This is a genomic window from Halorubrum rutilum, from assembly GCF_024494565.1.
In genome coordinates, this window is record NZ_JANHDN010000002.1 from 451,971 (window position 1) to 467,645 (window position 15,675).

The following is a 15,675-nucleotide window of genomic DNA, read 5'->3' on the forward strand; positions in this document are numbered from 1 at the left end:
ACGAGACCACGATGACACGAGAGCCACTCAAGATCGGCGTGCTGGGGTATCGATTCATGGGGAAGGCGCACGCGAACGCGCTGGCGCGGCTGCCGATGTTCTTCCCGGACGCGCCCGCGGTCGAGCGGCACACGCTCGTCGGGCGCGACGAGGAAGCCCTCGCGGACGCCGCGGACCGGTTCGGCTTCGCGCACACGGCGACCGACTGGGCGGAGGCGATCGACGAGGTGGACGTCTTCTACAACCTCGGGCCGAACCACGTCCACGCGGAGCCGTCGATCGCGGCCCTCGACGCGGGCGTCCCGGTCCTCTGCGAGAAGCCGCTCGCGCCGACCCTCGACGAGGCGGCGGCCATGCGCGACGCCGCGGCCGACGCCGACGTGCCCGCCGGCACCGCCTTCAACTACCGGTTCGTCCCGGCGATCCGCTACGCGAAGGGGCTGATCGCGGACGGCGAGCTCGGCGAGATCAGCCAGGTCCGCGGGCGCTACCTTCAGGACTGGCTGGCCGATCCCGACGCGCCGTGGGCGTGGCGCATGGACGCCGACATGGCGGGCTCGGGCGCGCTCGGCGACCTCGGCGCGCACACGATCGACCTCGTGGACTTCCTCGTCGGCGACGAGGTCGGCGGGATCGACCGGCTCTCCGGTCACCTGCAGACGTTCGTCGACGAGCGCCCGGTGTACGAGGAGGGCGACGGCGACGATGCCGAAGTCGAGGAGTACCGCGACGTGACCGTCGACGACGCCTACTCCGCGCAGGTCGCCTACGAGTCGGGCGCGACGGGGACCTTCGAGGCGACCCGGTTCGCGACCGGCCACAAGAACGACCACACGGTCGAGGTCCACGGCTCGAAGGGGAGCCTGAAGTTCTCCTTGGAGCGGCTCAACGAGCTGGAGGTGCTCCGCGAGGGCGACCGCGGCTTCCAGACGGTGCTCGTCACCGACGAGACGGACCCGTACGTCGACCGGTGGTGGCCCCCCGGTCACGTCATCGGCTGGGAGCACACCTTCGTCCACGAGAACTACGAGTTCCTCACCGCGGTCGCCGAGGGCCGCGAGTTCTCGCCGTCGTTCGCGGAGGGGTACCGGGTCCAGGGGATCCTCGACGCAATCGAGCGCTCCGACGAGCGCGGCGAGTGGGTGAGCGTCGAGTAGCGGCGCGGCCCGGCCCGGTTCGTCCCGCTCTCAGAACCCGCCCCCGCCGCCCGCGAGCGGGTCCGCGCTCGGTCCGTCCTCCTCGGCCCACTCGTCGACCGCCGACTCCTCGCCGTCGTAGGTGCCGAGGGTCTCGCGCGTGTCGAACGCCACCGGCTCCCAGACCACGTCGAACTGCTCGTTCCCGGTCGCGTTCGGGACGACCACGCGGTCGCCGGGCTCGACGACGCCGTCGCCGGGCCAGGCGCCGAACTCGACCTCGCCGTCGGGGTCCTCGCCGCGGACGTACAGCTCCTCGGCGGGGACGGGCTCGGGGCCGGCGGCGACGACGACGATCTCGCCGCCGTCGGCCTCGACCTGAAACTCGGCGTCCGGCGGCGCGACCCCGTCGATCAGCCCGAACATCGCGGCCCCGACGACCGCCAGCAGGAGGACGACGACGCCGACGAGCATCCCCGTGCCGGCTATCGGGGTGAACCCCCGCTCGTCGCTCCGGAAGGCGCGCATTCGACTACCGCTCCGCGCGCCCCGGTATAAGGGTTTACCCGCCGCTTATCAGACGGGAGAACGAGCCGCCCGCGGTCGCTCGGACCGGGTCGACGCGCGGTCGCGCTCCCGAACCGGAACCCCGTTATCCCGTCCGCCCGAAGGGCGCACGTGACATCGTGGATCGAGGACCCGGCGGGGGGACGAGCCCGGGGGCCGCGCGGGCTCGCTCGCGCCTGGGTCGAGGCCCTCGTCCGACCGCGTCGCCTCTTCGCGAACGGCGTGGCGCGCGGCGACCAGGCGCCCGCGCTGACGTTCGCCGTCGCCGTCGCCGCCGCGTTCGCGCTCGGCTGGATGGTCGCTGACCCCTCCGTAGTCCCCGGGATCGTCGCGTCGGTACCCGTCTCGGCGCTCGTCGCCTTCCTCGTCGTGGTCGCGCTCGCGGCCCCGGTGGGGCTCCACCTGACCGCGGCGGTCGCGACGGTGAGCGTCGTCGTCGCCAGCGTCGAGGTGCGGGGCGGGCTCGGACTGCGCGACCGCGGCGGGGTCAGCGAGACCGTGCAGGTCGTCGCGTACGCCAGCTCGCCGATGGCGCTCGCCGGGCCGCCGGTCCCGGCGCTGCGGATCGCCTGCGGCGCGTACGCGGCCGTCCTGCTGCTGCTCGGCTTCCGGACCGTTCACGGGACCTCGTGGCCGCGCACGCTCGTCGCCGGGGTCCCGCCGGCGCTGCTCGGCTACGGCGTCGGCTACCGCGTGATCGCGTCGGCCCGGACGCTCTTCGCGTGACCCCGCGCCGGCCGTTTTCGAAGCGTAGCTCCCGCGAGGCTTTCGACAACCGTTTTAGGCCCGAGGCTCTCGGTGTACTCAAATGGGATCCTGTATCATCTGTGGCGTCGACGTCGACGGCGGCGGGCGCATCTGCGACCCGCACCAGGAGGACGTCGTCTTCGACTTCCGCGGCGACTCACCCGATCAGCTCGTGCCCGATCGGTTCTACCGCGGCGTCGTCGACGGCTACGCCGAGTTCGGCGTGTTCGTCGACCTCGCCCCCGGCGTGACCGGGCTGCTCCACCGCTCCGAGCTCGACCGGCGGCTCGACAGCCTCGACTGGGAGCCGGGCGACGAGGTGTTCGTCCAGGTGAAGGGCGTCCGCGACAACGGGAACATCGACCTCGCGTGGTCGATCCGACAGGCCGACCGCGAGTTCCGCGGCGTGCTCGTCCAGGACGGCGACACCGAGCATCTGCCGGAGGCGGACGAGGGCGACGAGGAGGCGACCGACGAGGGACCGGACCGCGCTGACGCGACCGAAGGCGACGGGCCGACCGCCGAGGCCGACGCGGACGAGACCGAGGTCGTCGGCGAAGCGCCGGACGGACTCGCCGACGAGGCCGACGAGGTCGACGAGTCCGACGCGGCCGACGCGGCTGAAGCGGAGCCCGAGGTCGCGGGTGACGAGGCCGGGGACGACGAAACCGTAGACGACGAGGCCGGGGACGACGAAACCGTAGACGACGAGACGGGGACCGACGAGCCCGACGACCTCGACGACGACCGCGAGCGCGTCGAGATCGGCACCCTCTCCGAGGCCGTCGGCGACGCGGTGCGGATCGACGGCGAGGTCGTCGGCGTCCGGCAGACCGGCGGCCCCACCGTCTTCGAGGTGCGCGACGAGACCGGCGTCGTCGACGTGGCGGCGTTCGTCGAGCCGGGCGTCCGCGCGTACCCGGACGTCGAGGTCGGCGACGCGGTGCGGATCGACGGCGAGGTCGAGAGCCACCGTGGCGACGTGCAGGTCGAGTCCGAGGCGCTCGTCCTCCTCGACGGCGAGGCCGCCGAGGCGGTCCGCCGCCGGCTCGCCGAGGCGCTGACCGACGAGGCGCGCCCCGAGGGGCTCCAGCCGCTCGCGGGCGACGAGGCGGTCGCGCAGCTCGCCGACGGGCTGCTCGACGCCGCGGAGGCGGTCCGGCGCGCGGTCCTCGAATCGCGCCCGATCGTCGTGCGCCACCCCGCCACCGCCGACGGCTACGTCGCCGGCGCGGCGGTCGAGCGCGCCGTGCTCCCGCTGATCCGCGACGAGCACGCCAAGAGCGACGCCGAGTACCACTACTTCACCCGCCGCCCGCTCGACGACCCGGTGTACGGGATGGACGCGGCGACGAACGACGCGACCCGCATGCTGCAGGACCGCGACCGCCACGACGAGAAGCTCCCGCTGTTCCTCCTCGTCGGCACCGGCTCGACGGTCGAGTCGGCCGACGGCATCGACCTGCTCTCCGTCTACGGCGTGGACGCGGTCGTCGTCGACGCCGAGGTCGCCGACCCCGAGACCCGCGAGGCGGTCGACACGCTCGTCTCCCCGGAGATCGACGGGGTCGACGCCGACCTCTCGACGGGCGCGCTGGTCGCCTCGCTGGCCTCCGCGGTCAACGACGAGGTCCGCGCCGACCTGCGCCACCTCCCGGCCGTGAGCTACTGGGACGAGGCGCCCGACCGCTACGTCGACCTCGCCCGCGAGGCGGGCTACGACGTCGAGCGCGTCGCGGAGCTCCGCGAGGCGGTCGCGCTGGAGGCGTACTACCAGTCGTACCAAGACAAGCGGGAGCTCGTCGCCGACCTCCTCTTCGAGGACGGCGGCAACCTCGCCGCGCACGTCTCAGAGCAGTTCCGCGAGAAGCTGGAGACCGAGGTCGAGACCGCGACCGCCAACGTCGTCACCGAGGCGGTCGACGGCGTCGAGTTCGACGTGCTCGACACGGACGGCTACACCCACCGCTACGACTTCCCGCCGACGCCGCTCCTGCTCGACGACCTCCACCGCCGGCGCGCGAACGGCGAGGCGCACGCGACCGTCGGCATCGGCACCGACGAGCTGTACATCCGGACGAGCGAGGCGGTCTCCGTGCGCGACGTGGCCGAGCGCGCGGCCGAGCTCGCGCCCGCCGCCGACGTCGCGACGGCCGGGCTCCGCGAGGGGAAGATCGAGTTCCTCTCCGGCGAGCGCGACGCGGTCGAGGACGCCGTCGTCGCCGCCGTCGCCGAGGCGTTCTGAGCGGCGCGCCGCCCCGTCCGCGCCCGCCGACGGCGCTCACCGGCGCGTGAACGGTCCGGGGGGGAGGATGAGGTCGTCGAGTTCCGCGAGGTGTTTCACGTTGAAGACGACCTTCAGCTCGTCGCTCAGCGGGTACCCGTTACAGGAGAGCCGGAACCCCCGCTCCGCGAGCTCCTCCGGCATGATGTGGTTCGCCGGCTGCGAGAGCTCGCCCTCGACGAGGTACACCGCGCAGTTCGCGCAGGCCCCGCCGCGACAGGAGAACGGCCAGCTGAACCCGCGGTTCTCCGCGGCCTCCAGTAAGCTCTCGTCGGGCTCGACGAGCAGGCGCCCGTGCTCGGCCGCGCCGAGGTCGGCGTGCGACGCCTTCCGGAATAGGTCGTCGTCGTCGAGCGACCAGCCGTAGTCGGCGAGCGCGTCGTAGTCGAGGAACTCGACGCGCACGGGGTCCACCTCGGCGGCGTCGCCCTCGTCGTCGATCAGGTCGACGTCGGCGACCGCGGCGGCGTCGGCGCCGTCACCGTTTCGGCTCCGCTCGTCGATCTCGCGGTAGGCGCGCCTGACGAGCTGGAACTCCTCGACGGTCCCCCCCTGATCTGGGTGGGCCTCCTTCACCCGGTCGCGGTAGGCGCGCTCGATCGCGGCCTCGTCGGCGTCCTCGTCGACGTCCAACACCTCGAACGGCGAGACCATTCGCTACCGAATCGTAGTCGGCTGACGCACATAAACGCCCCACAATGCGGCAGGGTCGGGAGCCGGATCGGGGCGGTCGCGCGGGTCGCCGCCGGGCCCGGTCGGCCGCCCGAGTCGATAGTTTAAGAGCCGCGGCGCCCAGCGAATGCGTAATGGGAAACGCGGACCTGCGCGACCTCGCGGCCATCCGCGACGTCGCCTTCGAGGAGATCGAGGGGAGCGTCGTCGCCGTCGACGCGCACAACTGGCTGTACCGGTACCTCACGACGACGGTGAAGTGGACGTCCGAGGGGAAGTACACCACCGCCGACGGCGTCGAGGTCGCGAACCTGATCGGCGTCGTACAGGGGCTCCCGAAGTTCTTCGAACACGACCTGATCCCGGTCATGGTGTTCGACGGCGCCGTCACCGACCTGAAGGCCGACGAGGTCGCGGACCGCCGCGAGAAGCGCGAACGGGCGGAGGAGCGACGGGCCGCGGCCGAAGAGCGCGGGGACGCGGTCGAGGCCGCCCGGCTGGAGGCCCGCACCCAGCGGCTCACCGACGCGATCCAGGAGACGACCCGCGAGCTGCTCTCGCTGTTGGACGTACCGATAGTCGAGGCGCCCGCCGAGGGGGAGGCGCAGTGCGCGCACATGGCCGCGACGGGGACCGTCGACCACGCCGGCAGCGAGGACTACGACACGCTGCTGTTCGGCGCCCCGACCACCCTCCGCCAGCTCACGAGCAAGGGCGACCCGGAGCTGATGGAGCTCGCGGCGACGCTCGACGGGCTCGGCCTGGACCGCCAGGGGCTGATCGACGTCGCCATGCTGTGCGGCACCGACTTCAACGAGGGCGTTCACGGCGTCGGCCCCAAGACCGCGGTGACGGCGGTGAGAGAGCACGGCGACCTCTGGGGCGTCCTCGACGCGCGCGGCGCCGAGATCCCGAACGCCGCCGAGATCCGCGAGCTGTTCATGGACCCGCCGGCGACCGACGTCGACGTCGACGTCGACGTGAACCCCGACGTCGCGGCCGCCCGCGCGTACGTCGTCGACGAGTGGGGCGTCGCGGCCGACGAGGTCGAGCGCGGGTTCGAGCGGATCGAGGAGTCGCAGGTCCAGACCGGGCTCGACCGGTGGTCGTGACCGGCGGCGGAGGGCGGAGGCGGTCGGCGCGGTAACGACGCGGTGGCCGCGAACATACCTTTTATTTCCCGTCGCGGAAAGGGTGCAGTACACGTGTCGTGGACCACCTCTCGACCGCGGATTCCGCCGGTCGGCGCGCGCGGACGCCCCCGACGGACCCGTTCGACCCGGCTGGGCGCGCCGGGCGGACCGCGCCAGCCGGTCCGAGCTCCCCACGACGACCCCTTTCACCAATGAGCTTCGAAGTTCCCGACGAGCTACGGTACCTGGAATCGCACGAGTGGACCACGACCGGCGGCGACACCGTCCGGGTCGGCGTCTCCGACTTCGCGCAGGACGAGCTCGGCGACGTCGTCTTCGTCGAGCTCCCCGAGGTCGGCGACGAGGTGACCGCCGGCGAGCCGTTCGGCGTCGTCGAGTCGATCAAGGCGGTCTCGGACCTCTACGCGCCCGTCTCGGGCGAGGTCGTCGCCGTCAACGAGGAGCTGTTCGACCGCCCGGAGCTCGTCAACGAGGACCCGTACGGCGACGGCTGGATGCTCGAAGTCGCGCCGGTCGACGGCGGGGACGCCGACGGCCTCCTCGACGCCGACGAGTACGACGCGCAGATCGCGTAGCGACCGCGGACCGGGTTCCGACCCGGGGGCCGGATCGGGACCCACCACCGGACACACGACCATGACCACGCCACCCTTCGACGGACGACCCGGAACCGGACGACTGAGCGACGGCGGGCGCGCGCGAGCGCCCCGATACGCGGGGGCGGACCGATGAGCGGAACGAGCGGGACCCCGTACGCCCCACACACCGACGCGGAGACCGCGGCGATGCTCGAAGCGATCGGCGTCGACGACGAGGAGGCGCTGTTCGACATCCCGGACGACGTCGCCTTCGACGGCGAGTTCGGTATCGAGCCGCGCACGGAGCGGGAGATCCGCGCGGAGTGCTCGCGGATCTTCGCGCGGAACGACGACCTGACCGAGTTCCTCGGCCGGGGCCACTACGGCCACTACGTGCCGAGCGTCGTCGACCACCTCTCGGACCGCGCGGAGTTCCTCACGAGCTACACGCAGTACCAGCCGGAGATCTCGCAGGGGTTCCTCCAGGCGCTGTTCGAGTACCAGTCGATGCTCGTGGAGCTGACGGGGCTCCCGGTCGCGAACTGCTCGATGTACGACGCCGCGACCGCGCTCGGCGAGGCGGCGACGCTCGCGGACCGGGTCCGGTCGACCGCGGGCGACACCGTCCTCGTGCCCGAGCAGCTCCGCGAGGGGAAACGGGAGGTGCTCGCGAACTACTGCGACGGCGCCGACCTCGCCGTGGAGCCGTACCCGATGGCCGACGGCAACGCCGACGTCGACGCCCTCGCCGACCGCGTCGGCGACGACGTCGTCATGGTGTACGCCGAGAGCCCGACGGTCCGCGGCTGCGTCGAGGAGCGCCTCGGGGCGATCGGCGACCTCGCGGCCGACGGCGACGCGCTGTTCGTCCTCGGGTCGGACGCGGTGTCGCTCGCCGTCCTGGAGGAGCCGGCGAGCGTCGGCGCCGACGTCGTCGTCGGCGAGGCGAGCGCCCTCGGGCTCCCGACCGCCGACGGGATGGGGCTCGGGATCTTCGCCTGCAGCGACGAGTTCCTCCGGCAGGTGCCGGGGCGGCTCGTCGGCGCGAGCGAGGACGCCGACGGCGACCGGGCGTTCACGCTCACGCTCCAGACCCGCGAGCAGCACATCCGGAAGGAGCGGGCGACCTCCAACATCTGCACGAACCAGGCGTGGGTGGCGCTGCGCGCGGCGATCCACGCGGCGGCGCTCGGCCCGGGCGGCCTCGTCGACCTCGCGAACGACTGCGTCCGCGAGGCGGCCGCGCTCGCCGACCGGCTCGACGGGCTGAAGGGCGCGGTGGCGCCGGTCCACGACCGCCACCACGTCCGGGAGTTCGCCGTGCGCGTCGACCAGCCGGCCGCGGCGATCGCCGCCGACCTGGAGACCGAGGGGTTCGCGGTCCACGTCGTCGGCGAGCACCTCCTCCAGGTGTGCGTGACCGACCTGAACGCCGGGCGGGCGGACGACCTCGTCGCGGCGTTCGAGGAGGTGATCTGAGTGATCCACGACCAGGCCAACTACGAGCGCGAGACCGAGGCGGTCCGGGAGCCGCTGCTCTCGGAGAAGGGCGAGGCGACCGTCGACGTCGGGGCGGACTCCCCGCTCCCGGACGACCTGACGCGGGACGAGCTCACGCTCCCCGCGCCCTCCGAGCCGGAGATCGCCCGCCACTACACCCGGCTCTCGCAGATGAACTGGGCGATCGACGCCGGGCCGTACCCGCTCGGGAGCTGCACGATGAAGTACAACCCGAAGTTCACCGAGGACGTCGCCGCCGACCCGAACGCGGCGGTCCACCCGGACCGCTCGGAGCGGTCGACGCAGGGGAACTTGGAGCTCCGGTACCGGCTCCAGGAGTTCCTCGCGGAGATCGGCGGGATGGACGCCGTGACGCTCCAGCCGCCGGCGGGGGCGGCCGGCGAGCTCACCGGGATCCTCGTCGCGAAGGCGTACCACGAGCACCGCGGCGACGACCGCTCCGAGGTCGTGATCCCCGCCTCCGCGCACGGGACGAACTTCGCGACCGCCGCGACCGCCGGCTACGACGTGGTCGAGCTCCCCTCCGGCGACGACGGCCGCGTCGATGTCGAGGCGCTGGAGGCGGCCGTCGGCGACGACACGGCCGCCCTCATGCTCACGAACCCGAACACGGTCGGGCTCTTCGAGCGCGACATCACGGAGATCGCCGAGATCGTCCACGACGCCGGCGGCCTGCTCTACTACGACGGTGCGAACCTCAACGCCCTGCTCGGCCGCGGTCGCCCCGGGGACATGGGGTTCGACGTGATGCACTACAACGTCCACAAGACGTTCGCGACCCCCCACGGCGGCGGCGGCCCCGGGGCGGGCCCGGTCGGCGTCGTCGACGAGCTGGCCGAGTTCCTCCCGGCCCCGCAGGTCCGCGAGAACGAGGGCGCGAACGGGTACGAGCGCTTCGAGCCGGAGCGCACCATCGGGAAGGTCCACGGGTTCGCCGGGAACTGGCTCGTGCTGATCAAGGCGTACGCGTACATCGCTCGGCTCGGGGACGCGGGGCTCGCGGACGCGGCCGCGAAGGCCGTGTTGAACGCGAACTACCTCGCCGAGCGGATCGACCTGGACGTGCCCCACGGCCCCTTCCACCACGAGTTCGCGGCGACGGCGGGCGAGCGAGACGCCGCCGACGTCGCCAAGCGCATGCTCGACTTCGGCGTCCACCCGCCGACGACGAAGTGGCCCGAGATGGTGCCGGAGGCGATGCTGACGGAGCCGACCGAGATCGAGGGGAAGTCGTCGCTCGACGACCTCGCGGAGGCGTTCGACCTCGCGTACGCCGACACCGACGAGGCGCTCGACGCCGCGCCGAACCGGACCGCCGCGAGCCGGATCGACCAGGTCTCCGCCGCGCGGAACCCGCGGCTCTCGTGGCGGGCGCTGGACGGGGAGTAGCACGGGCGAGACCCGATCTCGGAGTCGCGCTTCCGTCGCCGGCTACGGTTCCGTCGCCGGGACCTCGGTCGCCTCCGAGCCGCGGGCGGCGTCGCCCTCGCAGCCGTCGTCGAGGCCGTCGATCGGCGCGCCCGAGGCCCCGCGGTCGGCGGCGGACGCGTCGGCGCCGAACTCCTCCTCGACGAACCACCGTAACACGCGTCCCTCGGCGCGGTGGAGCGTCTCGCTGCAGGTCGACTTGGCGATGTCGCGCTCGGCGGCCAGCTCCGTCAGCGTGCACCGCCGCGGCGTGTCGTAGTACCCCGCCTCGATCGCGGCGCGGACGAGGTCGCGCTGGGCCTCGGTGAGGACCGGCTCCGGCCCGTCGCCGCCCGCCGACTCGACCGTGGCGCCCGCGGCCGCGAGCCGCCGGCCGAACGCGGAGAGCCGCTCGCGGTCGCCGACCGCCGCGAGCGTCGCCCGCCCGTCCGCGACCTCGACGGGGGGTTCGACCGGAGCGCCGGCCCGCCGCGCGGCCGCGACGTACGACGGGGGCGGTCCGGCGACGCGGACGACGGTCTCCGCCGCGCGTCGCTCGACGACGTCCACGTCGTCGACGCGGTCGAGATCGCGGATCCCCTCGACGACGCCGGCGCGGTCGACGCCCGTCACCGCCAGCGCGGTGACGTCCGCGTCGTCCGCGGCCGCGGTTCCAGTCACCCGGAGCGTCGCGTCCGGGAACGACCGCGAGACCGCCCCGAGCCAGGAGTCGGCCGGGAGGTCGAGACGCAGTCGCGTCCGACTCATCGGTTCCACCTCGCGACCGCCGTCCCGCGGTGATCTCGGCGCATTCACACGACGCTACGGCGTCCCCCTCCCTCCCGCTGTCCCTTCATTCGTTTCGGAATTAAGGCGCTCGCCGGTCGGTCGGCGACCCCCCGCCGCGATCGGTGGACCGAAGTGGGCCGCGTTCGACCCCGGCCCCATGGAGACGACGGAGGCGTTCACCGGGCTCTCGTGCGTCGACTGCGCCGGGGCGTTCGACGCGGCGACGGCGACCCACCGCTGTCCCGACTGCGGCGGGATCTTGGACCCCGACTACGACTACGACCGGGTCGACCTGACGCCCGCGGCGCTCGCGGAGCGACCGTTCGAGTCGATGTGGCGGTACGCGGAGCTGCTCCCGTTCGCGCCGGGGACGGCGGTGACGCTCGGGGAGGGCGCGACGCCGCTGGTCGACTGCCCCGCGCTCGCCGACGCGATGGGCGTCGGCCGGGTCCTGTTGAAGGACGAGGGCGCGAACCCGACGGGGACGTTCAAGGACCGCGGGCAGTCCCTCGCGATGACCGCCGCGCGCCAGCACGGCGCCGAGGAGGTCGCGCTGAACAGCGCCGGCAACGCGGGGCAGGCGGCGGCCGCGTACGCCGCGCGGGCCGACCTCGACGCGCACGTGTTCCTCCCGTCGCGGGCGGGGTTCACGCAGAAGGCGATGACGGAGGTCCACGGCGCCGACCTCACGGTGGCCGATCCGATGGACGGGAGCTCGCAGATCGGCGACGCCGGGGCGGCGTACGCCGACGCGATGGAGGACCACCCCGACTGGTACTCGGCGAAGACGTTCGTCACGCCGTACCGGCACGAGGGGAAGAAGACGATGGCGCTGGAGCTGCTCGAACAGCTCGACTGGGAGGCGCCCGACGGGGTCGTCTACCCGACCGGCGGGGGCGTCGGGCTCGTCGGGATGCACAAGGCGGCCCGCGAGGTCCGCGACCTGGGGTGGACCGACGGGCTCGTCCCGATGTACGCCGCGCAGGCGGCGGGCTGTGCGCCGGTCGTCGACGCCTACGAGGCGGGCGCCGACCGCCACGAGCCGGTTCCGAACGACGAAGTCGACACGGCCTGTAACGGGATCGCGATCCCGGACCCGGGCGCGAGCCACCTGATCCTCGACGCGGTCCGGGAGTCCGACGGCGGGGCGGTGGCGACGACCGACCGCGCGATCCTCGACGCCGCGATCGAGGTCGCCCGGTCGGAGGGGCTGGAGGTCGGCGCGACCTGCGCGGCCGCCGTCTCGGGGGCGTTCGCGCTCGCGGAGTCGGGCGAGTTCGGTCCCGACGACACCGTCGTCCTGCTGAACACCGGCGCGGGCAACAAGGACGTCGACGCGCTCCGGGCGCACCTCGGGGAGCGGGAGGCCGCGGCCGAGGGCGAGATCGACTTGTGAGATCGCGAGCCGACGCTCACATCTCCCAGTAGTCGACGTCGCCGTCGACCTCGTAATACCCCTCCAGCGAGCGCTCCTCGCTGCCGCCCGGCGGCGACCCGACGTAGACGCCGAACGTCTCCGAGTCGGGGTAGACGGTCACGTCGGGCTCGGTCATCGTCGATAGCGCGAGGTAGCGGACCGGCTCGTCGCCCTCGTTGACCACGCGGTGCGCGCCGGACGCGTCGGCCGCGAACGCGACGTAGTCGCCCGCCTCGACCGCGTGCGTCTCGCCGTCGTGGCGGATGGTCGCCTCGCCCGCGAGGACGTAGAGCGCCTCCTCGTTGGCGGTGTGGTAGTGGTACGGCCACGACTTCGCGCCGGCCGGAAGCTCGTAGAGGCTACAGCCGATCCCCTCGCCGCCGGCCGCCTCCGCGAGCCGCTTCCGACGGAACCGCGTCTCGCCGCGGTCGGTCTCCGCCCAGTCGAGCTCGTCCTCGTTAACGCGTGGCATGGCCGTGGCACTCGGGCCGCGGGCAAAACGGTTCGGGGGTCGCGAGCCGCGTCGCCGCGGACCGCCGGCGGACCGACCGGCGGTCCGGGGCGCGGCCGGCCGCCGAACCGGAACCACTACGGCGGGCGGTCGCCACCCCTCGCGCATGGAACTCGGCGTCATCGGACTCGGGCGGATGGGGCGGATCGTCGCGGACCGGTCGCTGGCGGCGGGCCACGACGTGGTCGCGTTCGACCTCTCGGCGGAGGCGACCGCCGCGGCGGCCGAGGCGGGCGCGGAGGCGGCCGACTCGATCGCGGACCTCTGCGAGCGGCTGGACGGCTCGGACGGCTCGGACGGCGACGAGGGCGGCAAGCGCATCTGGCTCATGGTGCCCGCCGGCGACGCGGTCGACGCCACGCTCGCGGACCTGGAGCCACACCTCGACGCCGACGACGTGGTCGTCGACGGCGGGAACTCCCACTTCGAGGAGTCGGTCCGGCGCGCCCAGGGGACGGACGCGGCCTACCTCGACTGCGGCACGTCGGGCGGCCCGGCGAGCGCCGAGGCGGGCTTCTCGCTGATGGTCGGCGGCCCGGCGTGGGCGTACGAGGCGATGGTCCCCGTCTTCGACGCGGTCGCGACCGGGCCGGCCGGCCACGACCGGATGGGCGAGTCGGGGGCGGGCCACTACGTGAAGATGGTCCACAACGGCGTGGAGTACGCGCTGATGCAGGCGTACGGCGAGGGGTTCGAGCTGCTCGCCGAGGGCCGGTACGACCTCGACACGGAGTCGGTGGCGCGCACGTGGAACAACGGCGCCGTGATCCGGTCGTGGCTGCTGGAGCTCTGCGAGGAGGCGTTCCGCGAGGAAGGCAACGACCTCGGCGACGTGGCCGATCACGTCGCCGGCGGCTCCACCGGGACGTGGACGGTCGAGGAGGCGCTCGAACAGGAGGTCCCGGTGCCGCTCATCTATCAGGCGCTCGCGGAGCGGTTCGACTCCCGGAACGAGGGCCGCTTCTCCCGGCGGCTCGCGAACCGACTGCGATATGGCTTCGGCCGTCACGAGGTCGCGCGGCGGTCCGACGGGGAGTAGCGGGTCGCGGGCTCCGCGTTCGATCGACCCCCGCTTTCTTCCGATTATCGACTTCGATCGGCCTCCGGGCAACGCTTATATAGTATCGTGGCAGAGGATGACACGCACAGCATGTTCGAGCGATTTTCGAGCGGGTACTACCTGGGGGAACTGTACGTCGAGCCCCACGACGGCGAACGCGCCGTCATCCGGCGGGCCGACCACGAGCACGTCAACGAGCAGCTCTACGCGGACGGCGAGGGGGTCGAGCGGCTCGACGCGCCCCTCGTGATGAAGGTCGGCGGCGGGCACATCCCCGTCGGCGGCGACGACGACGTGCCGAGCGGAACGCTCGCGGTCCCCCACGAGATCGCGGACGAGAGCCTTCCGGACCGGCGGAACGTCCTGCTGGCGGACGCGGACCGGGCGGAGACGCTGCTGCGCTGGGAGGGCTGGGAGCCGCACGTGAACGCGTGATACGAGACCGGTTCCGTTGAGTTCGTTTTCGGTGGCATCTGCGCTCCGGTTGGTGGGTTATAATTAGTCGTTCACGGATCGGTGGGAAACCCCTCCAAAGCTCCAGCCGTCTGTTTATAAACGGTTGACCGCGGATCGGCGGGTGACACCTCCAAAGCCCCAGCCACGAGGAGCGCGCACGCTCGCTGCGTTCCTCGGTCGCTCACTCCGTTCGCTCCTTGCGGTACTTACGTCGCCTGCGCGCTCCTCGTGGCTGCCCCTTTGAGACCCGCCCCGCACGGCACCGCACGGCACCTCACGCCTCCCCAGCCTCGTCGGTCGCCCTTCGCGTTGCTCCGGGCGACCGACTCCCTCGCACCGTCGGCTCGCGGCCCTTCGGGCCGCTCACCGGGGCGCGCCACCGCGACGGTTTATAACTTGTTTCGAGATTCTTCCCGCCACAGACGCACCTTTTAGGTCGCCGGGGGTCGCCGTTCGGGTATGATCGACAGGCTGCTCGGGCGCGCCGAGCTGAAGGAGCGGATCGCGGAGTTAGAGGAGGAGAAGCGCCACCTCGAACGCCGCGCGGAGGCCGAGGAGGAGCGCCGCTCGGACGCGGTCGCCGACCGCCAGCGCGCCGAGGAGCGCGTCAACGAGCTCGAACACCGGATCGAGTCGCTGGAGGAGCGCCTGAGCCGCGCGGAGGGCGAGGAGGCGTCCGTCGAGTTCCGGCGCGTGAGCGACGCCCGCGGCCCGCGCCTGTCGGACATCCTCGACCGGTTTCGGGCCGTGGAGAGCGACGACCCGGAGGGGCTGCTCACGGCGTTCGTCCCGAGCGACGACGCGGTGCCGACGAGCGTCTCCGAGTGGTTCGGCGACCGCACCCGGTTGGTTCGGCGGGCCGCGCCCGCGGTCGTCCTCGCCGACGACTCGGGCGCCGTGAGCGCGGCGATCGCGCCCCCGATCGAGCCCGAGCCCTTCGACCGGTGGGCCGACGCGTTCCGCCTGGAGGCGGCGTGGTTCCGGCCGACCGGCCGGTTCGCCTTCGCGGTGGTCCGCTCGGACACGTTCGCGCTCGGCACCTACGAGGGGCGTGAGCGCGTCGCCTTCGAGGGGTTCACCTCCGACGTGAAGGAGGCCCACTCGAAGGGGGGGTTCTCGCAGGGGCGCTTCGAGCGCCGCCGCGAGGGCCAGATCGACGACCACCTGAAGAAGGCGAACCGGGAGCTGGCGGCCGTCGCCGACGCGGACGACGTCGACCGCGTGATCGCCGTCGGCGAGCGGAGCGCCCTCGGCGAGGTCCGCGAGCGCGCCGACGTCACCGACGTCTCGGACGCGACGGGGAAGCCGAAGGCCGCCCTCGAAGACGCCTTCCGCGACTTCTGGACCGCTCGGGTCCACGCGATCTGACGGCTCGC

The 15,675-nt window shown here is 72.9% G+C and carries 15 protein-coding genes; 11 read left to right on the top strand and 4 right to left on the bottom strand.

The window, feature by feature from the left end; translation table 11 throughout:
* The first annotated feature begins 11 nt into the window (after positions 1 to 11).
* Positions 12 to 1,157, top strand: a complete 1,146-nt coding sequence (locus NO900_RS05825; protein WP_256408269.1) for a Gfo/Idh/MocA family protein — start codon at positions 12 to 14, stop codon at positions 1,155 to 1,157.
* A 30-nt stretch (positions 1,158 to 1,187) separates the two neighbouring features.
* Here NO900_RS05825 and NO900_RS05830 read toward each other — a convergent pair whose 3' ends face one another.
* Positions 1,188 to 1,664 carry a type IV pilin domain-containing protein gene (locus tag NO900_RS05830; protein ID WP_256408270.1) on the bottom strand — a complete coding sequence of 159 codons (477 nt, stop codon included), beginning with the start codon at positions 1,662 to 1,664 and terminating at the stop codon, positions 1,188 to 1,190.
* 150 nt (positions 1,665 to 1,814) lie between these two features.
* On the opposite strand from NO900_RS05830, the gene NO900_RS05835 reads away from it, so the two are divergent.
* Positions 1,815 to 2,429 carry a YIP1 family protein gene (locus NO900_RS05835; protein ID WP_256408271.1) on the top strand — a complete coding sequence of 205 codons (615 nt, stop codon included), beginning with the start codon at positions 1,815 to 1,817 and terminating at the stop codon, positions 2,427 to 2,429.
* A gap of 82 nt (positions 2,430 to 2,511) precedes the next feature.
* Complete coding sequence (locus NO900_RS05840) at positions 2,512 to 4,695, top strand: DHH family phosphoesterase (RefSeq protein WP_256408272.1); 2,184 nt, start codon at positions 2,512 to 2,514, stop codon at positions 4,693 to 4,695.
* 36 nt (positions 4,696 to 4,731) lie between these two features.
* Here the strand turns inward: NO900_RS05840 and fer are convergent, their stop codons facing one another.
* Positions 4,732 to 5,388 (bottom strand): ferredoxin Fer, encoded by a 657-nt coding sequence (gene fer / locus NO900_RS05845; RefSeq protein WP_256408273.1) that lies wholly within the window; start codon positions 5,386 to 5,388, stop codon positions 4,732 to 4,734.
* Between the two features lie 152 nt (positions 5,389 to 5,540).
* Between fer and fen the strand changes: the two genes are divergently transcribed.
* The 4 genes from fen (at position 5,541) to gcvPB (ending at position 10,048) form a co-directional block, all read left to right on the top strand.
* Positions 5,541 to 6,518, top strand: a complete 978-nt coding sequence (fen, locus tag NO900_RS05850) for a flap endonuclease-1 (protein WP_256408274.1) — start codon at positions 5,541 to 5,543, stop codon at positions 6,516 to 6,518.
* A 233-nt stretch (positions 6,519 to 6,751) separates the two neighbouring features.
* Positions 6,752 to 7,135, top strand: a complete 384-nt coding sequence (gene gcvH, locus NO900_RS05855; protein ID WP_256408275.1) for a glycine cleavage system protein GcvH — start codon at positions 6,752 to 6,754, stop codon at positions 7,133 to 7,135.
* A gap of 153 nt (positions 7,136 to 7,288) precedes the next feature.
* Positions 7,289 to 8,617, top strand: coding sequence for an aminomethyl-transferring glycine dehydrogenase subunit GcvPA (gene gcvPA / locus NO900_RS05860; protein ID WP_256408276.1), 1,329 nt, complete (start codon positions 7,289 to 7,291; stop codon positions 8,615 to 8,617).
* A complete protein-coding gene (gcvPB, locus tag NO900_RS05865; protein WP_256408277.1) occupies positions 8,618 to 10,048 on the top strand; it encodes an aminomethyl-transferring glycine dehydrogenase subunit GcvPB in 1,431 nt (476 codons plus the stop codon). It begins immediately after the preceding gene.
* Positions 10,049 to 10,090: 42 nt separating this feature from the next.
* On the opposite strand, the gene NO900_RS05870 is transcribed toward gcvPB, so the two are convergent.
* Entirely contained in the window at positions 10,091 to 10,834 is a 744-nt protein-coding gene (locus NO900_RS05870) for a helix-turn-helix domain-containing protein (protein WP_256408278.1), read from the bottom strand.
* A 178-nt stretch (positions 10,835 to 11,012) separates the two neighbouring features.
* Here NO900_RS05870 and NO900_RS05875 point away from each other — a divergent pair, with 178 nt between their 5' ends.
* On the top strand, positions 11,013 to 12,251 hold the full coding sequence (locus NO900_RS05875) for a threonine synthase (protein ID WP_256408279.1): 1,239 nt from the start codon (positions 11,013 to 11,015) through the stop codon (positions 12,249 to 12,251).
* Between the two features lie 16 nt (positions 12,252 to 12,267).
* Here the strand turns inward: NO900_RS05875 and NO900_RS05880 are convergent, their stop codons facing one another.
* Positions 12,268 to 12,744: a cupin domain-containing protein gene (locus tag NO900_RS05880; protein WP_256408280.1), complete on the bottom strand. Its 477-nt coding sequence runs from the start codon at positions 12,742 to 12,744 to the stop codon at positions 12,268 to 12,270.
* Here NO900_RS05880 and NO900_RS05885 point away from each other — a divergent pair.
* From NO900_RS05885 to NO900_RS05895, 3 genes are all read left to right on the top strand, one after another.
* A complete protein-coding gene (locus tag NO900_RS05885; RefSeq protein ID WP_303654683.1) occupies positions 12,743 to 13,822 on the top strand; it encodes a decarboxylating 6-phosphogluconate dehydrogenase in 1,080 nt (359 codons plus the stop codon). The two genes, NO900_RS05880 and NO900_RS05885, sit on opposite strands and share 2 nt — an antisense overlap.
* 111 nt (positions 13,823 to 13,933) lie before the next feature.
* A complete protein-coding gene (locus NO900_RS05890; protein ID WP_256408423.1) occupies positions 13,934 to 14,278 on the top strand; it encodes a DUF5802 family protein in 345 nt (114 codons plus the stop codon).
* A 480-nt stretch (positions 14,279 to 14,758) separates the two neighbouring features.
* Positions 14,759 to 15,667, top strand: a complete 909-nt coding sequence (locus tag NO900_RS05895; protein ID WP_256408282.1) for a Vms1/Ankzf1 family peptidyl-tRNA hydrolase — start codon at positions 14,759 to 14,761, stop codon at positions 15,665 to 15,667.
* Positions 15,668 to 15,675 lie beyond the last annotated feature (8 nt).

What these genes read in the sequence shown, in the direction of transcription:
- NO900_RS05830 (WP_256408270.1), bottom strand. Translation starts at nt 1,664, where the DNA reads ATGCGCGCCTTCCGGAGCGACGAGCGGGGGTTCACCCCGATAGCCGGC.
- NO900_RS05840 (WP_256408272.1), top strand. Translation starts at nt 2,512, where the DNA reads ATGGGATCCTGTATCATCTGTGGCGTCGACGTCGACGGCGGCGGGCGC.
- NO900_RS05895 (WP_256408282.1), top strand. Translation starts at nt 14,759, where the DNA reads ATGATCGACAGGCTGCTCGGGCGCGCCGAGCTGAAGGAGCGGATCGCG.
- gcvPA (WP_256408276.1), top strand. Translation starts at nt 7,289, where the DNA reads ATGAGCGGAACGAGCGGGACCCCGTACGCCCCACACACCGACGCGGAG.
- NO900_RS05825 (WP_256408269.1), top strand. Translation starts at nt 12, where the DNA reads ATGACACGAGAGCCACTCAAGATCGGCGTGCTGGGGTATCGATTCATG.
- NO900_RS05870 (WP_256408278.1), bottom strand. Translation starts at nt 10,834, where the DNA reads ATGAGTCGGACGCGACTGCGTCTCGACCTCCCGGCCGACTCCTGGCTC.
- NO900_RS05890 (WP_256408423.1), top strand. Translation starts at nt 13,934, where the DNA reads ATGTTCGAGCGATTTTCGAGCGGGTACTACCTGGGGGAACTGTACGTC.
- NO900_RS05880 (WP_256408280.1), bottom strand. Translation starts at nt 12,744, where the DNA reads ATGCCACGCGTTAACGAGGACGAGCTCGACTGGGCGGAGACCGACCGC.
- NO900_RS05875 (WP_256408279.1), top strand. Translation starts at nt 11,013, where the DNA reads ATGGAGACGACGGAGGCGTTCACCGGGCTCTCGTGCGTCGACTGCGCC.
- fer (WP_256408273.1), bottom strand. Translation starts at nt 5,388, where the DNA reads ATGGTCTCGCCGTTCGAGGTGTTGGACGTCGACGAGGACGCCGACGAG.
- fen (WP_256408274.1), top strand. Translation starts at nt 5,541, where the DNA reads ATGGGAAACGCGGACCTGCGCGACCTCGCGGCCATCCGCGACGTCGCC.
- gcvH (WP_256408275.1), top strand. Translation starts at nt 6,752, where the DNA reads ATGAGCTTCGAAGTTCCCGACGAGCTACGGTACCTGGAATCGCACGAG.
- NO900_RS05885 (WP_303654683.1), top strand. Translation starts at nt 12,743, where the DNA reads ATGGCCGTGGCACTCGGGCCGCGGGCAAAACGGTTCGGGGGTCGCGAG.